The organism is Algivirga pacifica (genome assembly GCF_039543525.1).
Taxonomy (GTDB): domain Bacteria; phylum Bacteroidota; class Bacteroidia; order Cytophagales; family Flammeovirgaceae; genus Algivirga; species Algivirga pacifica.
The window spans coordinates 70,595-89,115 of the sequence record NZ_BAABJX010000052.1; the positions used below are offsets into that span (position 1 = coordinate 70,595).

The 18,521-nt window shown below is 39.8% G+C and carries 13 protein-coding genes; 7 read left to right on the forward strand and 6 right to left on the reverse strand.

Going from position 1 to position 18,521, the window contains the following annotated elements; genetic code table 11:
• The first annotated feature begins 83 nt into the window (after positions 1 to 83).
• Positions 84 to 1,436, forward strand: coding sequence for a BamA/TamA family outer membrane protein (locus ABD985_RS16610; protein ID WP_345373678.1), 1,353 nt, complete (start codon positions 84 to 86; stop codon positions 1,434 to 1,436).
• Here ABD985_RS16610 and ABD985_RS16615 read toward each other — a convergent pair.
• The 3 genes from ABD985_RS16615 to aroC all read right to left on the reverse strand — a co-directional run bounded on the left by ABD985_RS16615 (position 1,426) and on the right by aroC (position 4,419).
• On the reverse strand, positions 1,426 to 2,592 hold the full coding sequence (locus tag ABD985_RS16615; protein ID WP_345373679.1) for a MalY/PatB family protein: 1,167 nt from the start codon (positions 2,590 to 2,592) through the stop codon (positions 1,426 to 1,428). The genes ABD985_RS16610 and ABD985_RS16615 overlap by 11 nt on opposite strands.
• A gap of 172 nt (positions 2,593 to 2,764) precedes the next feature.
• Positions 2,765 to 3,262: a thiol peroxidase gene (tpx, locus tag ABD985_RS16620; protein ID WP_345373681.1), complete on the reverse strand. Its 498-nt coding sequence runs from the start codon at positions 3,260 to 3,262 to the stop codon at positions 2,765 to 2,767.
• Positions 3,263 to 3,327: 65 nt separating this feature from the next.
• Positions 3,328 to 4,419 carry a chorismate synthase gene (aroC, locus tag ABD985_RS16625; protein WP_345373683.1) on the reverse strand — a complete coding sequence of 364 codons (1,092 nt, stop codon included), beginning with the start codon at positions 4,417 to 4,419 and terminating at the stop codon, positions 3,328 to 3,330.
• A gap of 381 nt (positions 4,420 to 4,800) precedes the next feature.
• On the opposite strand from aroC, the gene ABD985_RS16630 reads away from it, so the two are divergent.
• The 4 genes from ABD985_RS16630 (at position 4,801) to ABD985_RS16645 (ending at position 9,764) form a co-directional block, all read left to right on the forward strand.
• A complete protein-coding gene (locus ABD985_RS16630) occupies positions 4,801 to 5,328 on the forward strand; it encodes a hypothetical protein (RefSeq protein WP_345373685.1) in 528 nt (175 codons plus the stop codon).
• A gap of 33 nt (positions 5,329 to 5,361) precedes the next feature.
• Positions 5,362 to 6,561, forward strand: a complete 1,200-nt coding sequence (locus ABD985_RS16635; protein WP_345373687.1) for a sensor histidine kinase — start codon at positions 5,362 to 5,364, stop codon at positions 6,559 to 6,561.
• Between the two features lie 268 nt (positions 6,562 to 6,829).
• The gene (gene miaB, locus ABD985_RS16640; RefSeq protein WP_345373689.1) at positions 6,830 to 8,305 is read left to right on the forward strand and encodes a tRNA (N6-isopentenyl adenosine(37)-C2)-methylthiotransferase MiaB; all 1,476 of its coding nucleotides are present in this window, start codon (positions 6,830 to 6,832) and stop codon (positions 8,303 to 8,305) included.
• 169 nt (positions 8,306 to 8,474) lie between these two features.
• The gene (locus ABD985_RS16645) at positions 8,475 to 9,764 is read left to right on the forward strand and encodes a S41 family peptidase (protein WP_345373691.1); all 1,290 of its coding nucleotides are present in this window, start codon (positions 8,475 to 8,477) and stop codon (positions 9,762 to 9,764) included.
• Positions 9,765 to 9,784: 20 nt separating this feature from the next.
• Here the strand turns inward: ABD985_RS16645 and ABD985_RS16650 are convergent, their stop codons facing one another.
• From ABD985_RS16650 to ABD985_RS16660, 3 genes are all read right to left on the reverse strand, one after another.
• Positions 9,785 to 11,074, reverse strand: coding sequence for an HlyD family efflux transporter periplasmic adaptor subunit (locus ABD985_RS16650; RefSeq protein ID WP_345373693.1), 1,290 nt, complete (start codon positions 11,072 to 11,074; stop codon positions 9,785 to 9,787).
• Between the two features lie 87 nt (positions 11,075 to 11,161).
• Positions 11,162 to 11,317 carry a hypothetical protein gene (locus ABD985_RS16655; protein ID WP_345373695.1) on the reverse strand — a complete coding sequence of 52 codons (156 nt, stop codon included), beginning with the start codon at positions 11,315 to 11,317 and terminating at the stop codon, positions 11,162 to 11,164.
• A 62-nt stretch (positions 11,318 to 11,379) separates the two neighbouring features.
• On the reverse strand, positions 11,380 to 13,578 hold the full coding sequence (locus ABD985_RS16660) for a peptidase domain-containing ABC transporter (RefSeq protein ID WP_345373697.1): 2,199 nt from the start codon (positions 13,576 to 13,578) through the stop codon (positions 11,380 to 11,382).
• A 290-nt stretch (positions 13,579 to 13,868) separates the two neighbouring features.
• On the opposite strand from ABD985_RS16660, the gene ABD985_RS16665 reads away from it, so the two are divergent.
• Entirely contained in the window at positions 13,869 to 16,052 is a 2,184-nt protein-coding gene (locus tag ABD985_RS16665) for a tetratricopeptide repeat protein (protein ID WP_345373699.1), read from the forward strand.
• Between the two features lie 108 nt (positions 16,053 to 16,160).
• Positions 16,161 to 18,491 (forward strand): tetratricopeptide repeat protein, encoded by a 2,331-nt coding sequence (locus ABD985_RS16670; RefSeq protein WP_345373701.1) that lies wholly within the window; start codon positions 16,161 to 16,163, stop codon positions 18,489 to 18,491.
• The last annotated feature ends 30 nt before the right edge of the window (positions 18,492 to 18,521 follow it).

The window sequence follows — 18,521 nt, forward strand, 5'->3', positions numbered from 1 at the left end:
ACTTACAACGCTCTTAAGTGAATAGTATTGAGAGGCCTCCCTTTACTTCATACTGTACCAGCACCTATACGATCAAACAAACGATGTTCACTATTACTTCTCCAAATTTATACCAACGTACACTACTCTTACTTTTAATGGGCTTGCTATGGACCACAATAGGAAAAGCCCAGACGATAGATCAAGACTCTTCTCAGCAAACCGTAACAATTGATACAGTAATTATCAAAAGAAACTGGATGACCTGGGATCGAATCATTAAAAATGAGTTGCGACTGAAAAGAGGAGCACAGGTGAAGTACTCAACCTTGGAGAAAGCGGTGCAGCGCGTATGGAATATTGGGAACTTCACCAAGGTTGACCATAGAATAGAAACAAAAAATGAGCGTAGCGCATTGATTGTAGAAGCCTTTGATGCGGTAAAACTTTTTCCATTGATGTCGCTGGATCATAGTAGTGAGGAAGAGTACCGTTACCTCATAGGATTTGTAGATGATAATTTCTTGGGAAGTAACAGTAAGCTAAGAGTGGCATGGGATAAGCAACCTGTTGGTGCTACCTGGAATATTCGTTTTAACCTTCCCAGACAACTACTTTACAAAAATATGCAGCTAGGGGTAGGTGTGAGTTTTGGAGATGAGTTGAGAAGAAATCTATACCGAGAGATTACCTATACAGAAGAAGGAGATGTAGAGGGAGTCACTTATCAACCGGATATGTTGGCGCCTTATCACAAATTGGAAGTGACAGCTTCTATAGGTAATCCCTGGCATCTGGATTACTCCTATCGCTTTTCTCCGGATCTGGATGTACAGTACAGGTACTATGGTTCTGATGAAAGTCTGATGCAAGATACACACTGGAATCAGGAGGTTCTCCTAGCTCCTTTTGAACATCGTATGCTGGCATTGACGTTTCGGGAGAGCATTGGTTTGGTAAATGCGCAACGTCATCGTTTGAATGGGTATCAATTGGAAGGAAGTATAGAATGGGCGATAGGCCTGACCGAAACCTCTCCTACATATCAGAGCATTAATCTTACGGCAGAATATCACAAGATTTTTAATCCAACGATACAGTTTAGCTCTTGGGTGCGTACGGGTTTGACCAATGCTCCTCAACCTTATCAGTTTATTAAAGGTGCAGAGGATGTTATTGGCTTGCGCTTAGGAGAAATTTATGGACGTACTTATTATTCGGCATATACCGGAGTACACTTCACTTGGTTCAATAGAGACTGGTTAGCGGTCGAGAATGCCTATTTTGTAAACTGGGGAAATGGAGCGGCTGATTATCAAGAGTTATTCACAGCGTCACAAAAAGTGGCAGTAGGGAGCTCTTTTTTGTTTCAGGTACCCTTTGCTCCCTTCTTATTTGCTAAGCTGACGTTTATGTATGCCGGGCCGGGGACGGAGTGGTTTAAAATCAAGACATAGCCTCCTTCAATTGTGCCAAGGCCTTCTCCAAAACAGGCCTGGCCACAGCCACATTCATTCGCTGCCACCCGCTGCCTGTTTGTCCAAAACTGATTCCCTCATTTAGAGCGATTCCAGCTTTTTCCACCATGAATTTCTTCAGTTCAGGATCAGATAGTCCCAAAGACTTGCAGTCTAACCATATCAGGTAGGTGGCCTCAGGTTTCATGGCCTTGATCTCAGGAATATGTTTGTCAATATAATCGATCACAAATTCAATATTCCCTTGTATGTAGGCCTTCATTTCCTTATACCATGTATGTCCATGCGTATAAGCGGCAATCATACCTTCTGTGCCAAAGGTTCCTCCAAAATTGAGGTGGGGTACACTGGCTACCTTAGTATATTGCCTTTTTAAGGTGTCATCAAGGAAGATCAGATAAGAGGCTTGTAGTCCTGCCAGATTGAAAGTCTTGCTAGGAGCCATTCCCGTGATGACTTGCTGAGCTGCATCTTCTCGTATCGTCGCAAAAGGGATATGTTTATTACCAAAGAAAGTCAGATCAGCATGTATTTCGTCAGAGAAGATAAGTGTATTGTACTTTTTGCAGAGGTCCAGTAGTTGAAGTATTTCCTCTTTGGTCCACATACGTCCGGAAGGGTTATGGGGATTACAGAATATCAACAGTTTTACACCTTCCTTCAGAAGCTCTTCTGTTTTCTGGAAGTCGATTTCATATCGCCCATTTTTCTCTACCAGATCGTTCGTAATGAGGGTTCGATCGTTTCCTTTTACCGCTTCATGAAAAGGGGTGTATACTGGAGTGAAGATCATCACCTTTTCTTTGGGCTGCGTAAAGGCTTGAACCATTAGGGTCAAGGCAGGAACGATTCCGGGACTGAAGACAAAAGAGTGATCAGGGACTTCCCATTGATGTTGCTGTTGTAGCCATCCTTGTACAGCGCTCCAACAACGTTTAGATTGTATCGTATACCCATATACTGGATGAGAGGCCCGCTGAACTAGGGCATCCTGTATTTCTTTGGCAATAGGCAGGTCCATATCTGCCACCCATAGTGGAATTACCTCTCGGGAGCCAAAAAGGAGCTCACACAGGTCATACTTTACGGTATCGGTATCTTTTCTGGAAACAGGGGAATCAAAATTATAGGGCATAGGATAGGTTGTTGAGGGATGAAGTAAGGGCGTCCCTTCTGGCCGCCCCGACAATAGATATGAAGGATGAAGTAAGGGCGACCAGAAGGGACGCCCTTACTTCATCCTTCAACACAACAGTATATTATTGAAAGATTGTCATTTTCTACTGATTATAAGACAACCGTTAGTACTATAGTGCTTTCAAAGCTGCCTCATAGTCTGGCTCGTCAACTGTCTCAGCAACTTGCTCGGTATAGGTAACCGTTCCTTCTTCATCGATGACCACAACCGCTCTGGAAAGGAGTCCTTTTAGAGGTCCTGTAGTAAAGCTGACACCATAGTTTTTACCAAAGGCATCATCTCGAAGTTGAGAAAGCATCACCACATCTTCTAATCCTTCAGCACCACAAAAACGAGCTTGCGCAAAAGGAAGATCTTTTGAGATACATAGTACTACTGTATTCTCTAGCTCAGAAGCCTTTGCATTAAAGGTACGGGTAGACTGTGCACAAGTACCAGTATCTACACTTGGGTAGATATTCAAAATGATTTTCTTTCCCTTGAAGTCTGCAAGGGTAGCTTCAGAAAGATCTCCTTTAGTGAGTGAGAAATCAGGTGCTTTACTTCCTTTTTCAGGCAGGTTTCCAACAGTTTCAAATGGAGTGCCTTTTAGTGTGACAGTTGCCATAGTTTTTGATTTTTATAATGAATAAAATAATGTTGTGCCTTTAGGGCGCAACATTATCAACAGGATTACCCTATCAGTTGTTCTAAACGATTGACTTTACTTCTCATCAGGAAGTCTGCAATGGTTAGTGCAGCCATTGCTTCTACAATAGGTACTGCTCTTGGGACTACACATGGATCATGACGTCCTTTGCCACTTACTGTAACGGTATCCCCTTCACGATTAACACTATCCTGATCAATCATAATTGTTGCGACAGGCTTAAAGGCTACCTTAAAATAGATATCTTGTCCGTTGGAAATACCTCCTTGTATTCCTCCGGAGAAGTTACTTTCTGTCGTGATGCTTCCATTCTCATCGGCAAAGAACTTATCATTGTGCTCGGAGCCTCTCATTTTGGTACCCGCAAAACCACTACCGTACTCAAATCCTTTAACGGCATTGATGCTTAGCATACCCTTACCTAGTTCTGCATGTAAACGATCAAATACAGGTTCTCCCAATCCAGCAGGAACGCCTTTGATGACACAGCTTACGATGCCTCCTATCGTGTCTCTTTCTTTACGAATAGTGTCGATGACTTCGATCATCTGTTCAGCCTTTACAGGATCTGGGCAACGAACGATATTTTGCTCTATTTGAGAGAAGTCCAGGTTGCGGTAATCATCATCTACCTTGATGTCGGCAACTTCCGATACATAGGCGTGGAAAGAAATTCCCAAGTGCTTCAGAAGAAGTTTAGCCACCGCTCCTCCAGCTACTCTGGCTGCGGTTTCTCTGGCAGAGCTTCTGCCTCCACCTCGATAATCCCGATTTCCGTATTTTACGTCGTAGGTATAGTCGGCATGTGATGGACGAAATTGATCCTTGATGTGTGAATAGTCTTTGCTACGTTGGTCCTTGTTATAGATGACCATACCTATTGGTGTACCGGTACTTTTTCCTTCAAATACACCAGAAAGAATCTCCACTTGATCTTCTTCCTTTCTTTGTGTGGTGATTTTAGATTGTCCGGGCTTACGGCGAGCCAATTCGTTTTGGATGAATTCAAGGTCGATATCTACCCCGGCAGGGCAGCCGTCAATAGTGACGCCTAAGGCACGACCATGGGATTCTCCAAAAGTGGTTATTCTGAATAATTGTCCGAAGGAGTTCATGTTTGTTTAGTTTGTACTCTTGGTAGTTGTAAAGTTCAATTATATCAAATTATTACACTATAATTAAAGGAATTAAGAACTTTATAACATCAAAGTGAATGTATTTTCAATAGAAGGAGGGATGATTTAGAAAAACAATAATCTAATCCTTTCTTGTTTTCTTAAGAGCCAATACTCGTGATGATGTAATTTATAATATTTTAAAGTTGATTTAGAACTTTTTAGGAGGAATACAGAAACTTAAAAGGAAATAAACGGATTAACAATAATGCCTGAGGAAGAATAAATAGTAATCATAAAATAGTATAAAAGGTTTCAGGTGATTGGAAATAAACAACCTAAGCATGCATATTGCATGTCTTAAACAAACAATAGATATTTATGAGTAAGTCAGCAGTGACCTCGGCATTTTTAGCAGCCTTGGTTTTGGTCGTTGGATTATGGTACGTAAAGCAGGGAGATTTTAATGATCTGAGCCCCAAGAAAGTAACGCATAACGAGCAACAATTGATCGGGAGGTATTATGAGGGGCAGGTAGATGATAAAGCCTTGACGGCATTAATGGATACGATGTATAAACAAAGTATTACAGGAGAATATACGGGAGAGATGGTGGTCTATTACTTTGGAGATCCAGACACTACTTCTTCAGATATTAAGGTTTTTGTGGGGATTGATTATGAGTTGTTGCCGCAGCCACTACCAGAAGGCTTAGAAGAATTACAGATAGAAACGTATAAGTCAGTATTTGTGGATGTAGACCCTTCTGATATGTTTTCTCCTAATCCTCAAAATGTAAATAAAACTTTACGGGAGTATGCTATAAAAGAAGGATTAAAATCCAGAAATATTTACATTGAAAAGTACCTTAAGAGTGGAGAAGTGAGGAATGAGTTAGCAGTAGAATAGACAGGTACAGCGACAGAGCAGAAAACCTTATACATGAAGACTTACAGCATTTACAAGAATTCGGCATTTCTGAAATGGTTAATCGCAGCCCTCGGCCTTTTGGTTGGAGGGCTTTCTGTCTATTATACCAATATGCTGGTGAGGAGACTAGCAGATCGGGAAAAAAGGCAGGTGGACTTTTTTGCCAAGGCACAGCGACAATTGGCATTGACAGAAGAGACAAGTCAGGAAGTTAGTTTTTTGTTGATGGAGGTGATACAAAACAATGACTTGATCCCCGTGATTTTATTGAATGATCGTCGTACTCCTATCAGTCATCGAAATGTAGAAATCCCCAAGAAACTTTCAGAAGATGAGCGTAATAGCTACTTACTCAAAAAAGTAGAGGAGATGGGAGAGGACTATGAACCTATAGTGGTAGAAATAGCACCAGATGTATACAATTTTATTTACTACACTAACTCAGAGTTAGTGCGAGAACTAAGGTTTGCTCCCGTAATACAGTTGGCGATCTTGGCTATTTTAGGGAGTATTGCTTATGTAGTGTTTAGCTCTTCTAAACGAGCCGAACAAAATCAGGTATGGGCAGGGCTGGCCAAAGAAACAGCACATCAATTAGGAACACCTATATCCTCTTTGATGGCTTGGGTAGAGTACTTTAAGACGGATGAGAATTTCTCAGAAGAAATCATCGTTGAGTTGGAAAAGGATATTAGTCGCTTGGAGATGATAACGGCTCGTTTTTCCAGTATTGGATCAGTGCCCCAACTGCAAGAAGTTAATTTACCGCAAACCATTGAGCATGTGGTACAGTACCTCTCCAAGAGGGTATCTTCCAAAGTAGCCTTTCATATTGATATAGCAGATCGGGATATTAGGGCGAATATTAGCCCTCCTCTGTTTGAATGGGTGATTGAAAATCTCTGTAAGAATGCCGTGGATGCGATGAACAGTCAAGGTAATATTACGTTGGAACTGAAGCGATCTTCAGGTCATGAGATGATCATTTTGGATGTTTCTGATGATGGAAAAGGGATTCCTCCAGGGAAATTAAAGGCGGTCTTTAAGCCAGGGTTTACTACTAAAAAGCGAGGTTGGGGGTTAGGCCTTACGCTGGTGAAGCGTATTGTAGAAAAGTATCATGGAGGAAAAATCTTCGTTAAAAAATCTATTCCGGGCTTGGGAACAACCTTCCGTATTATTATTCCTGTAATTGATTCGGAGAAGGTATAGTCTATTTAGAGCTTGTTTGGAATCTAAGTTTTACTCCAGAAGATGTGGTTCCGAACAAGCTCTTAATCTTAGAATAATTCTAAATTGAATGGATCAACCCATTTCCTAAACTATTCCCCTTAGCACCTTGTTGTTCTCCCGTTTGGGTTTTTATACCTTTGCGGAAAATTTTAGAATAGGGGAGTGTGCCCTTATTAAAAAATATACTATGTCATACGTGACAGAGTGAGACTGAAAATCTTACCTTCTGTCTTAAAACTCTGATTTAATGAGCGATTTGATTAAAGATATTCCTTTGGTAACAGAGGAGAGTACTTCGGAAAGCTGTGAAATGAAAGTAACCGAAAACACAGCAGGCGAAGGGCAACGTAAGTTGTATATTGAGAGTTATGGTTGTCAGATGAACTTCTCTGATTCGGAGATTGTCGCTTCGGTCATGAATGAAGCGAACTTTGGTACGACTTCCAACTTTGAGGAGGCTGACCTGATCTTCTTGAATACTTGTTCTATTCGTGAGAAGGCTGAGCAGACAGTGCGTAACCGTCTGAAAAACTTCCACAAAGTGAAGAAAAACAAGCCAGGGCTAATCATTGGAGTGTTGGGTTGTATGGCGGAGCGTCTAAAAGAAAAATTCCTGGAGGAAGAAAAGATCGTAGACATCGTAGCCGGACCGGATGCTTACCGTGATCTTCCTAAGTTGGTACAGGAAGTAGATGGTGGAGATAAAGGAGTGAACGTATTCTTGTCTCGTGAGGAGACTTATGCAGATATTAACCCTGTACGTTTGAACTCTAATGGGGTAACGGCATTTATCTCTATTATGAGAGGATGTGATAATATGTGTACGTTCTGTGTGGTACCTTTTACTCGTGGTCGTGAGCGTAGCCGTGATCCACATTCTATTGTGAAAGAAGCACAGGAACTATTCGAGCAGGGCTATAGAGAAGTGACTTTGTTGGGACAGAACGTAGACTCTTATAAGTGGTCTTCGGAAGAAAACAACAAGGCATGGTTGGAGAAGAAAGAGAAAAAAGGAGAGGAAGTAGAGGTAATCAACTTTGCGAACCTATTGGAAATGGTAGCGAAAGTATCTCCGGATCTTCGTGTGAGATTCTCAACATCTCATCCAAAAGATATTACCAATGAGGTACTTTATACCATGAAGAAGTATGAGAATATCTGTAAGTATATTCACCTTCCAGCTCAGTCAGGAAATACACGTGTATTGGAGTTGATGAACCGTACCTATACAAGAGAGTGGTATATGGAGCGTGTGGACGCTATCTACCGTATCTTGGGTGATGATTGTGCGATTTCGTCGGATATGATTGCAGGATTCTGTACAGAGACAGAGGAAGAGCATCAGGATACATTGACACTAATGGATTATGTGAAGTATGACTTCAGCTTTATGTTCCATTACTCAGAGCGACCAGGTACTTTGGCAGCGAAAAAATTCGAGGACGATATTCCGTTGGATGTGAAGAAGCGTCGTCTGAATGAAATTATTGCCAGACAGACGGAACACTCTTTGGAGAGAAGTCAACAGGCTTTGGGGAAAACTTTTAAGGTATTGGTAGAAGGGTTCTCTAAGCGTTCGGACGAGCATTTACAAGGAAGAAACTCTCAGAATAAGGTGATTGTATTCCCTAAAGAGAACTATAAGAAAGGGGATTATGTGATGGTGAAAGTTCACGATTGTACAGCAGCAACACTTATTGGTGAAGCAGTCAAACAAGACTAAGGGTACACTTCTAATAATAATAGCGTTAATGTTTTCGAATATTTGTTATAAAGAAAAAAGGTGTTTTGGTATTCCAGAACACCTTTTTTCTTTATAAATCGTTAGAATAGCAGTTCTCCATATTAAACTAACGGTTTATTTTTTATTGACCACTATGACAATACATTGTATGAAAATCCTCTCTTATTTCTTTGTCGCTTGTATATTGTTAGCTTCCTGTCGAGGAGGTAAGAACGATGATGAGCAGTTTATCTTGGTAGATGGAACAGATCCAGAAGAAGAGGTAGAAGGAATTAATGATTTGGTGAGTGCAGCAATGGAAGGAGTCTACTTATGGAGTGAGTATACCCCTGAAGATGTCAATCCGTCATTGTATGATAATCCATCCGATTTATTGTCAGATCTAAAGTATCGCCCATTGGATCGTTGGAGTTATATTAGGGAGTTACCGACAGCCAATGCACGTTTGTCAACAGTCGAAGAAGTAGGCCTGGGAGTTATCTTGGGAGCTTTACCTAATGGGCAAATTTTTGTCATTCATACCTTAAAGGGAAGCCCCGCTTGGGAAGCAGGAATACGAAGAGGAGATCGTCTGGTAAGTATTAATGGTCAGGCAGCAACAGTGAATAACGGAGGAGTGTTATATACCAGAACATTAGGAGAGTCATTTACACTTACAGTACAGGCATTGGAGGAGGAAGAAAAGACCATAGAGGTGAGCACAGCTACTTTGGATATAGATTATGTGAGCGAGGTACGTGTGTTGAATATTTCTGAACGAAAAAAAGCTGGTTATCTACTTTATGACAGCTTTCGTTCGAGATCCATTAATGCATTGAATAAGGCATTTGAATATTTTCAACAGGAAGGGATTTCTTATTTGATATTGGATCTACGGTATAATGGAGGAGGAGAGGTACGAGTAGCACAGCATTTGGCTAGTCTGATTTATGGACAAGCAAAAGATGCAGATGTGTTCATTACAGAAACTTATAATGAGCGATTTAAGGAGAATAATAAATCCATCAAATTTACTTCCCAGTCTAACAGTGTGATGCTGGAGCATATCGTTGTGATTACAGGAGTAGAGACGGCATCTGCCAGCGAAGCGATTATCCATGGATTAAGACCTTATCTTCCGGTGAAAACGATTGGAGATACTACACATGGGAAAAATGTAGGTGGAGTAGTTTATCGAGAGTTTGGGTATGAGTTTGTCCCCATTACATTTTACGTAAAAAATAGTCAAGGGAATGGAGATTATGCAGAAGGGATTCCAGCGGATTATAATATGCCAGACTACCTCTCAATTCCTTTGGGGGAGGAAAGAGGTAGAGTAGGTGCTGCCTTAGATTACCTTAAAACAGGGATTTTTCCGTTGGCTAGGAAGGCCGATCAAGAACAGGTAAGGCCACTAGCGCAGCCTTTTACTATATTGGTGGATACCATAGCGAATTAAAATAACACAGGGCAATACCCTTATATCTGAGTAGCATCCCTGTAACGCTTCAGTACACTATGGAAAAAACGATCAATCAATCTCAAATTTTGAGTAATAATGGTAGCTTCCCCTTTCATGTCATGTTGAAAGTTCAACACTTTTCCATAGTTAGTTTTTAGTTGTTGGGGTAATTGTACCTCTACTTTATAGGCACCATCCCGAGCAATAGGAGAAATACGATGAACGATACCTTTGAGCGTACCAAACTCTTCTGCGGGATAATTTTTCAGGGTAATACGAACGGTATTACCTTTTTTTATTTTACCTACCCCAATTCCTTTGGTGTACACAAAAGCATTGAAAGTATTGCTTGAAGGAAGTATGGTGAGTACCTCTTCTCCCTTTTTTACAAACTGTTGAATATCCATGATGTGAAAGAAGGTCACTGTTCCAGATATTGGTGCCTTGAGAAGATATTTCTGTTCCCAATCGTTGAGGTGGAATTGAAAGGATAGGGCTGCCGTTTTTAAGGCTTCAAAACTCGTTTGGGTAGTTATGTTATGAGACTCTTGTAATGCTGTCAGTTGGGCGAGAAGTGCATGTTCTTTAGCTTTGCTTTGTATCAAGCTACTCTGAAGTTCCTCAGATTGGTATCGGGCATTGATAAGTTCTTGCTTGAGGGCTATAAGGTCATATTGCGAAATGCCTTGATGCTGTATTAATTTTTTTCCACCGTTTACTTTTTGCTCTATCAGTGCTATACTTTCGTGGAGCAGCACCTGTTGTTTGTCTAGTTGTTGCTGTATATTTTTTTCTTGCTGGATTTGCTGTTGTAGTTGGGTTACCTTTTTTAAGTAAAAAGGTGTGTTATGAGCCAATAAAAATTGTTGGTAATAGGTAAGAAAAGAAGTGTAGCTTTCCTGTAGCTTACCGAGCTTCACCTGATAAGGAAACCTTGTATTAACCTCTTTTTTATTTTGAGTAAGTGCGTTTAGAAAAGGATAAAAGACTTTCTGTACACTTTGTATGTCCTGATAGTCTGCAGTATTTTGAATAATGGCCAACACTTCTCCTTTTTGAACAACGTCGCTATTGTGAACCATAAGATGTTCGATATAACCGCTTTCCTGAGCGATAACCCTACTGTAAGGCGTTTGGGTAGACAGAATGACCTCCCCAGTTATTCTATCCGGGTATTGAATCACAAAACATAGTGCTATGATGAGAAGTAGTATGCCTGCAATCAGCGTGTTTCCCCAACGGGTAAGCCAGGAGGGAGGACGAGACATCAAGGTATTTTCTGGAAGTAGTATGGGGTTGTAGGGCATGGGTTGTTCAGTTGCAGAATAATGGGGTATATAAAAATCCAGCCTGTAGAGAACAAGGCTGGATTGTCGATGAGAAGGAAGAGTGACTTATTTCTTCTTTCCTTTCTTCTTACCACTTGTTGTAGCTGTTAGGATGATGATCTCGTAGTCATCGCCGTTGATGTCATCTTTTCTCTTATCTTTTCCTCCTTTGATTTTAGCTAGTTCCAGGTCGTTGAAAGCGTTGAAGTCTTGATTTTTCATAGTAGTAAATTCTTGTTCTTTTATGTAGTAAAATAGCGGGTTACTTTGGATGAGAGCACAGGTTAGTGTGTCTCCAATTGATTTTTCACAAGCTCATAATAGTATCCCTCACGTGCTAGTAGAGCCTCGTGAGTACCGGTTTCTACAATACTGCCTTGATGCATGACTATAATTTGATCCGCATTGCGCACGGTACTGAGTCGGTGTGCAATAGTGACCAATGTTTTATCTTTACAGAGCTGTTGTAACTGTGTAGCGACAATATGCTCATTGGTAGTATCCAGTGCAGAGGTAGCCTCATCAAAAAAGAGGTAGTCAGGGTTTTTGTAAAGGGCTCTGGCAATTAAAATTCTTTGCTTTTGTCCTCCACTGAGTTCTATACCGATTCCTCCTATCTTGGTTTTGTACTGCAGTGGTAATTCCTCAATCATCTCCCGTATGTTAGCGCCTTTAGCGGCTTTTTGGAGTTGTTGTCGATCAATATACTCTGCTGCAGGTGCAATGTTACGTTCGATGCTATCGGCAAAGATAAAGCCATCTTGCATCACTGTACCGCAAGCATTACGCCACACCTCTGGCGCTAGCTGGGACAGTGTATGCTTTCCTAAAGAAAGTTGCCCCTTTTCTGGAGCGTATATCCCTAATAGCAGTTTCATTAGAGTGGTTTTACCACTTCCACTTTCTCCGACAATCGCTGTATGTTTTCCGTAGGGAATAATACAAGAAATGTCTTTTAAGATCCAATCACCATGATAATTGCCATATCGAAAGTGTACTTGTTCTAATACAATATCCTTTCGTTTTGGAAGTATATTGGATAAATAAGTATTATCCTTTTGACTTTTTTGAAATTCTCTTTCAATTTCCTCAATGCGTTCTACACTGATGCTCGTATCCTGATATAACTGTAGAAAGTCAATCAGTTGTAGTAAAGGAACATTCATTTGTCCTAACATATAAGAGATCGATAACATCATTCCTAAGGATAATTCCCCTTCTATGACAAGCTTTGCAGCCACAAAAGTAATGACAATGTTTTTTAGCTGATTAAGGAAACGTGCTCCCCCTTCTTGAAACTGATCTATATTTAATCCCTTGATATCTAATTGGAACAGCTGCATCTGTATGCTTTCCCATTCGGCTCTTTTTTGCTGCTCGCAATTGTTGAGCATGATCTCTTGCATTCCTTGTACGAGGTATACTTCATTACTTTGATTGCTTGATAAAACACTGAAACGTTTATAATCAAGCTTTTTACGATACTTCAGGAAAATAGTGATCCAACCAACATAAACACTACTGCCCAAAATAAAGAGAAGTAGTAGTTCCAGGTTATATAGACTCAGTACGATACCGAATACGATAAGGTTTAGGGTAGAGAAGAGAATGTCGAAGGTGGTGTTTGTAAGAAAATGCCTGATTCGTTGACTATCTTCTATCCTTTGGAGGATGTCACCAAGGTTTTTGCGGTCAAAAAAGGCGATAGGCAGTTGCATTAACTTTGTAAGAAAATCTGTGACAAAATGAATATTAATGCGACTACAGATATGTAAAATGATCCAGCTTCTCAACATACCGAGTGCGGTTTCTCCTACAAAAACTAGCAGTTGGGCTAATAGTATTAGGCTAACAAAAGAGTAATCCTGTTGTTGTACGCCTATATCAATCAGAGATTGGGTAAGGAATGGGAAAATGAAAATCAATAAACTTCCGCAAGTGAAACCTATGAAGAGTTGTATAAGAAGCTTTTTATAAGGTCGAAGGTAAGGGATGAGGATGCTGAGTCCTTGGTTTTTATAAGCAATTTCATCATTACTCTCGTGATGGGGGAGGGTTCCTTGTGGCTCAAGTAACATAATTACTCCTTTATCCTGAGAGGGATCAGTGATCCAATGTGTCAGGAACTCTTCTTTGCTATAGCAAATTAAGTTGCTGCCTGGGTCAGCCACGTATACTTTATTGTTTTTAATCTTATAAACGATTAGAAAATGCGATTGCTGCCAGTAAACAATACAGGGGAGGTGTGCTTGTTTGGATAAAAACTCATAGGTAGCAGTCCCACATTGTGTTCTGAAGCCCAAGGATTCAGCAGCCTTACTTAGTCCCAATAAGGAAACTCCTTCCCGATCAATATGACATAACGTTCGTAAATACTCCAGTGGATACACTCTTCCATAATATGCGGCAATCATTTTCAAGGAAGTTGGACCGCAGTCCATAGCATCCAATTGTTGATAAAAGGGGAATTTTGGAGTTCTCAAGATGAATGATTGTTTTGGATGGAAAGGTATGTTGAGTACTTAGGTAAAGGGTTCAAATAATCGCTAAGGATAAGCTATGGAGTTATTTGTTGTATTTGGGTAATTACAATACGTATAGATAAGGAAGTTGGTATATGAAGGAAAGAGTACTTCTTCGCTTTTCAGGGATAAATATTACATGCTGAATGTAAGGCATGGTTGTTAATAAGTCTTACTGAGGTTATATTCTGTCTTTCGATAATATTAGCCCATTGAGTAGTAGCAATAGTCCATTGTACTACCTATATACTATGAAGATTTTACAGAGATATTATGCCTTCCTTGGCTTTATGCTATTGATTCCTGCAGGAGTGATGGGACAGTCTTCGACAGTGGATAGCTTACAAAACTTATTGAGCTCAGATACGCTCTCTATGGTTCATCGTGTAGATGTGATGAATCAACTAGCAGTACATTCATTGAGGAAATCGCCTGCTCAGGCTAGAGAGATAGCAAAAGAGGCTTTGACGTATGCGGAGGATATAGATTACGAACAAGGTATTATACATGGCTATCATAAGATGGGAACAGCTTATTGGTTTGAACGCAATTATGATTCGGCAGCCATATGTTATAAGGAGGCCCTCAAAAGAGATCCCGAAGAAAAAATACGAGTGTCCTTATTGAATAATTTAGGAGGGGTGTATACTAAGCAGTTGGATTATGAGACGGCTATTTCTTATTATTTGCAGGCAACACAAGTGGCTTCCATTGCTTTAGAGCATAAGGTGGCCATCTTGAATAATATTGCTGTGATCTATCTAAATCAATCAGATCCTAGACGTGGATTGAATTATTATTTGCAGGCTCTTGAGATAGAAAAGCAAACAGGACGAAAAGGAAACTTAGCAAAGCTTCATCAGAATATAGGAAATGTATATACTGATTTAGGAGAGTATGCGAAGGCAGAAAGCTTTCTGAAGGAGGCATTGCGTTTGCAGGAGAAAATGGAGAATAATAGTGGGAAGAAGAAGTGTTATTATGCTATTGCCCGTTTGAGATATAAAGAACAGGACACCTCCAAAGCATTATTATATGCTCGGAAATCCTTGACCTTAAGTCGTGAGCAAGAAGATGAAGGGATGGAAGCACAAAACCTCCGTTTGATAGGGGATGTGTATTATTACAAGAAGGACTATGCTTTGGCTGAGCGGTATTATCAAACGTCTTTAGAATTGCATAAGGAACTTGAGAACATGACGGGAGAAGTACTTCTGACCAAGTTACTGGGAATGGCCTATGCACAGCAAGGCAAAAGAAGTGCGGCAGAACTACTTTTGGAGCATATTGCCTTAAAGGACTCCTTGACAGGAAAAGAGCGTCAGGAGCATATCGCTCAAATGCAGGCTAAATATGATTTGTTTAAAAAGGAAAAAGAGAATGAAACCTTACGACAGGCACACTCCTTACAAGATGCCAAACTGCGACAGCAGCAATGGATGATCGGTACCTTTTCTGTTGCATCCTTATTACTGATGGCCTTGGCTACTGTACTTTTCTATCAAAGGAAATATAGTGTTCGAATGCACCGTGCCTTAAAGGAGAAACATAGGGAAATCGAAAAAATGAATGGGGATCTTTCACGTTCTACTTCTGAACTTCAGGTACTCAACCAACAACTAGTACACAGTAATGATGCACTTTCCATAGCCAAGAAGAATCTAGAAGAATACAATATTCATGTCAAGCAGAGTATTAATTATGCTTTGAGAATTCAGCAGGCATTACTCCCTACCCAAAAAATGGTCAATCGCTTATTTGGAAATACTTGCCTTTTGTTTAGACCAAGAGATGTGGTGAGTGGAGATTTTTACTGGTGTGCAGAGAAGAACGGATTCTTATACTGGGCGGTAGTGGATTGCACAGGACATGGTGTTCCGGGAGCTATGATGAGTATGTTGGGGAGTAATGCACTGGATAATATTTTGAAAAGTACCTCTTTGACCGATCCTGCCAAGATTCTAATTGCGTTACAGGATAGGATTTCGTTAGCCCTAAAGCAAAGTGAAACTAATATCAATGACGGAATGGATCTGGCATTGTGTGTCTACTCCCCCAAAGCGAGGATTCTACGATATGCAGGAGCAAGAAACCCACTTTGCTATATTGATGAAAAAGGAAGTTTGCAAGTGGTCAAAGGAGCAAAGCGTTCTATTGGGGGTAATCGGGGTATTGGGAACTTTGAGATGTTTGAAATGCAATTACCTCCTCAGCCCACGACCATATACCTCTTTTCGGATGGGTATAAGGATCAGTTTGGAGGTGAAAATAACCAACGTTTTATGGTCAAACGCTTTTATCGTTTGCTAGAGTCTTTACAAACTTATAACATTGCTCAGCAATCATCCGTGCTTGAAAATGCCTTAGAGGAATGGATGCAAGCCTCTGAGGCGAAACAGTTAGATGATGTGTTGGTATGGGGGGTGAGGTTATAAGTGTTTATTATCTAAATAATATTATATTGCTATAGCTTTTTTAATCAGGGAAAGCCCTTTAAATTAGCATCATTTAAAGCTATTATTAATAGTATTTACATTGTTTCCATGACATTTTTAAGGTCAATTACCCTTTTGATAGGGGTCTTATTTTTTTCACCTGTTTATGCAGTAGTCAATAATCTGACAGAGGAACTATCGTTAGATTCTGCGCAGTATCGTATTGATTTAATTCAGCAGGAAATAGATACACTACTTGCAAAAACTAAAGGGGCATTGAATATAGAACAGTCTGATAAATTGAGACATTTATTAGATGAAAAGCTTACCCTTGTTCAGGAATACCAACCTACCAAAAAGACTGAGACTTTAATGTCTTTGGGAAAAGTATACCGAAAAATCAATCCAAGAAAGGCAATAGATTATTTTTCTCAAGCGTACTTAGCAACAGATACGACGAATAGATTTGTGAGAGGGAATATTCTGAGCAGTATAGGAATTACCTATAATCGCCTAGGAGAGTATGACTCAGCGATCTTATTTTTTGAACAATCTTTACAGATAAGAGAGGTAGATCAAGATTGGGAAGGAGTATCTATTTCATATAATAATCTAGGAACGTCATATAGTCGAAAAGGTAATCTAAGACTCGCCATTGATTGCTATATAAAGGACTTGAATATTAATAATGAAAAGATAAAGGACGACAAAGGAAAGTCTACATCTTTTGCCAATATTGGTTTCTTGTATTTTGACTTAGGAGATCATCGAAGAAGTATTGAATATCTGCAAAAATCGATAGATATACGTTTGAGGCTAGACCTAGAAGAGAGGTGTGTTATGTTGTTTGATGGACTAGGGGATAACTATTTATATCTAGGAGATTTTGCAGCGAGTAAGAAGTATTACGATAAAGCTCTTAAGCTTTGGGAGAAATATGGAGGTCAGTCTTTCAATAAGGCACAGATTTATGAAGGATTATCTGAGTGGCATAGTACTCAAAGTGATTATGAGCAAGCGATATTTTATGCATTGGAAACAGATCAATTGTATACTGAATTAAACAATGTTCGTGGGAAACTAGAGTCTCAATTGACTTTAGGGAACTTATATCTAAAACAAAGCAAGATATATTTGGCAAGAGAATATGTAGAGAAAGCCAAAGTTTTGATTCGTCAAATTCATTCAGAAGCTAAAAGGGCTGATTTGATCAAATTGGAATCTTTAGTGTTAGATGCAGAAGGAAGTTATCGTCAAGCGTTATCATTGATGAATGAATTCTATTCTCTTAAAGATTCCTTGGCTGGAGTTGAAAAAGTCAGACAAATACAAGAACTACAAATTCAATATAAGATTAGTGAAAAAGAGCAGGAAAATAGGTTGCTAAAAAGAGAAACGTTGCTTCAAGAAAAATTACTAAACCGTCAACGATTTTCGATTGTAGTGATTCTAATCGCAGCGATTATTCTTTTGATCTCGATGATTATCTTGAGAAAGCATCAAAGACGTACTGCTACCTTGAACAGAGAGTTAAAGCTCAAGAATCACGAAATCAATGAAGTGAATGCAGAGGTAACACAGCAAGCAGAAGAGTTGACGCAAATTAATACGCAGTTAGAAGAGAACCATCAAGCACTCTCACAGGCTTACACGAGTATTGAAGACAAAAACAAACGGATTACGGAGAGTATTAACTATGCCAAGAATATTCAGCGAGCCTTATTACCATCTGAAGAAGAGATAACAGAAGTATTAGGAGAGCACTTTATCTTTTATAAGCCAAAAGATATTGTTAGTGGCGATGTTTACTGGGTACATCAAGGTATAGGTGAAATTTACTGGGCCATGATTGACTGTACAGGGCATGGAGTGCCGGGAGCTTTAATGGGAATGTTAGCGATTAGTGCATTTAATGAAGCAGTTAAGGATAAAGGAATAACTGACTTATCCTCTATTTTAGAGGCCGTTAATCTAAAGGTGATACAGGAGTTGAGGCAGCAGAATAATGAAAATAATGATGGGATGGAGGTTGCTTTGTGCAAATGGATACCAAGTCAGCGTAAATTGCAGTTTGCAGGCGCTCGAGAGCCTTTGTGCCTGTTTCGTGATGGACAAGTTCAGTTGATTAAAGGAGATAGAAGGGGGTTAGGAGCAGGGAATAGAGAAATTCCATTCACTTTGCATGAAATGATATTATCCCAGGGTGATATGGTATATACATTTTCTGATGGCTATCAGGATCAGTTTGGAGGGGAGAAAGAAGAGCGATTTAAAATGAAAAGATTGACCGCTTTGTTAGAAAAGATTGGGGGCTTGCCGCTGGAAAATCAAAAAATACAATTAGAAGAATATCATAACCAATGGCTATCAGGGATGCAATCACCATTTCAAGTGGATGATATTTTGGTAATGGGTATAAAGATTTCATCATCAAGTTAATAAAGTTTTGATTTTGAATGGATATCTTCT

Bases quoted from the DNA above. Each gene is read 5' to 3' on its own strand.
- ABD985_RS16610 (WP_345373678.1), top strand. From the start codon at position 84: ATGTTCACTATTACTTCTCCAAATTTATACCAACGTACACTACTCTTA.
- ABD985_RS16615 (WP_345373679.1), bottom strand. From the start codon at position 2,592: ATGCCCTATAATTTTGATTCCCCTGTTTCCAGAAAAGATACCGATACC.
- tpx (WP_345373681.1), bottom strand. From the start codon at position 3,262: ATGGCAACTGTCACACTAAAAGGCACTCCATTTGAAACTGTTGGAAAC.
- aroC (WP_345373683.1), bottom strand. From the start codon at position 4,419: ATGAACTCCTTCGGACAATTATTCAGAATAACCACTTTTGGAGAATCC.
- ABD985_RS16630 (WP_345373685.1), top strand. From the start codon at position 4,801: ATGAGTAAGTCAGCAGTGACCTCGGCATTTTTAGCAGCCTTGGTTTTG.
- ABD985_RS16635 (WP_345373687.1), top strand. From the start codon at position 5,362: ATGAAGACTTACAGCATTTACAAGAATTCGGCATTTCTGAAATGGTTA.
- miaB (WP_345373689.1), top strand. From the start codon at position 6,830: ATGAGCGATTTGATTAAAGATATTCCTTTGGTAACAGAGGAGAGTACT.
- ABD985_RS16645 (WP_345373691.1), top strand. From the start codon at position 8,475: ATGAAAATCCTCTCTTATTTCTTTGTCGCTTGTATATTGTTAGCTTCC.
- ABD985_RS16650 (WP_345373693.1), bottom strand. From the start codon at position 11,074: ATGCCCTACAACCCCATACTACTTCCAGAAAATACCTTGATGTCTCGT.
- ABD985_RS16655 (WP_345373695.1), bottom strand. From the start codon at position 11,317: ATGAAAAATCAAGACTTCAACGCTTTCAACGACCTGGAACTAGCTAAA.
- ABD985_RS16665 (WP_345373699.1), top strand. From the start codon at position 13,869: ATGAAGATTTTACAGAGATATTATGCCTTCCTTGGCTTTATGCTATTG.
- ABD985_RS16670 (WP_345373701.1), top strand. From the start codon at position 16,161: ATGACATTTTTAAGGTCAATTACCCTTTTGATAGGGGTCTTATTTTTT.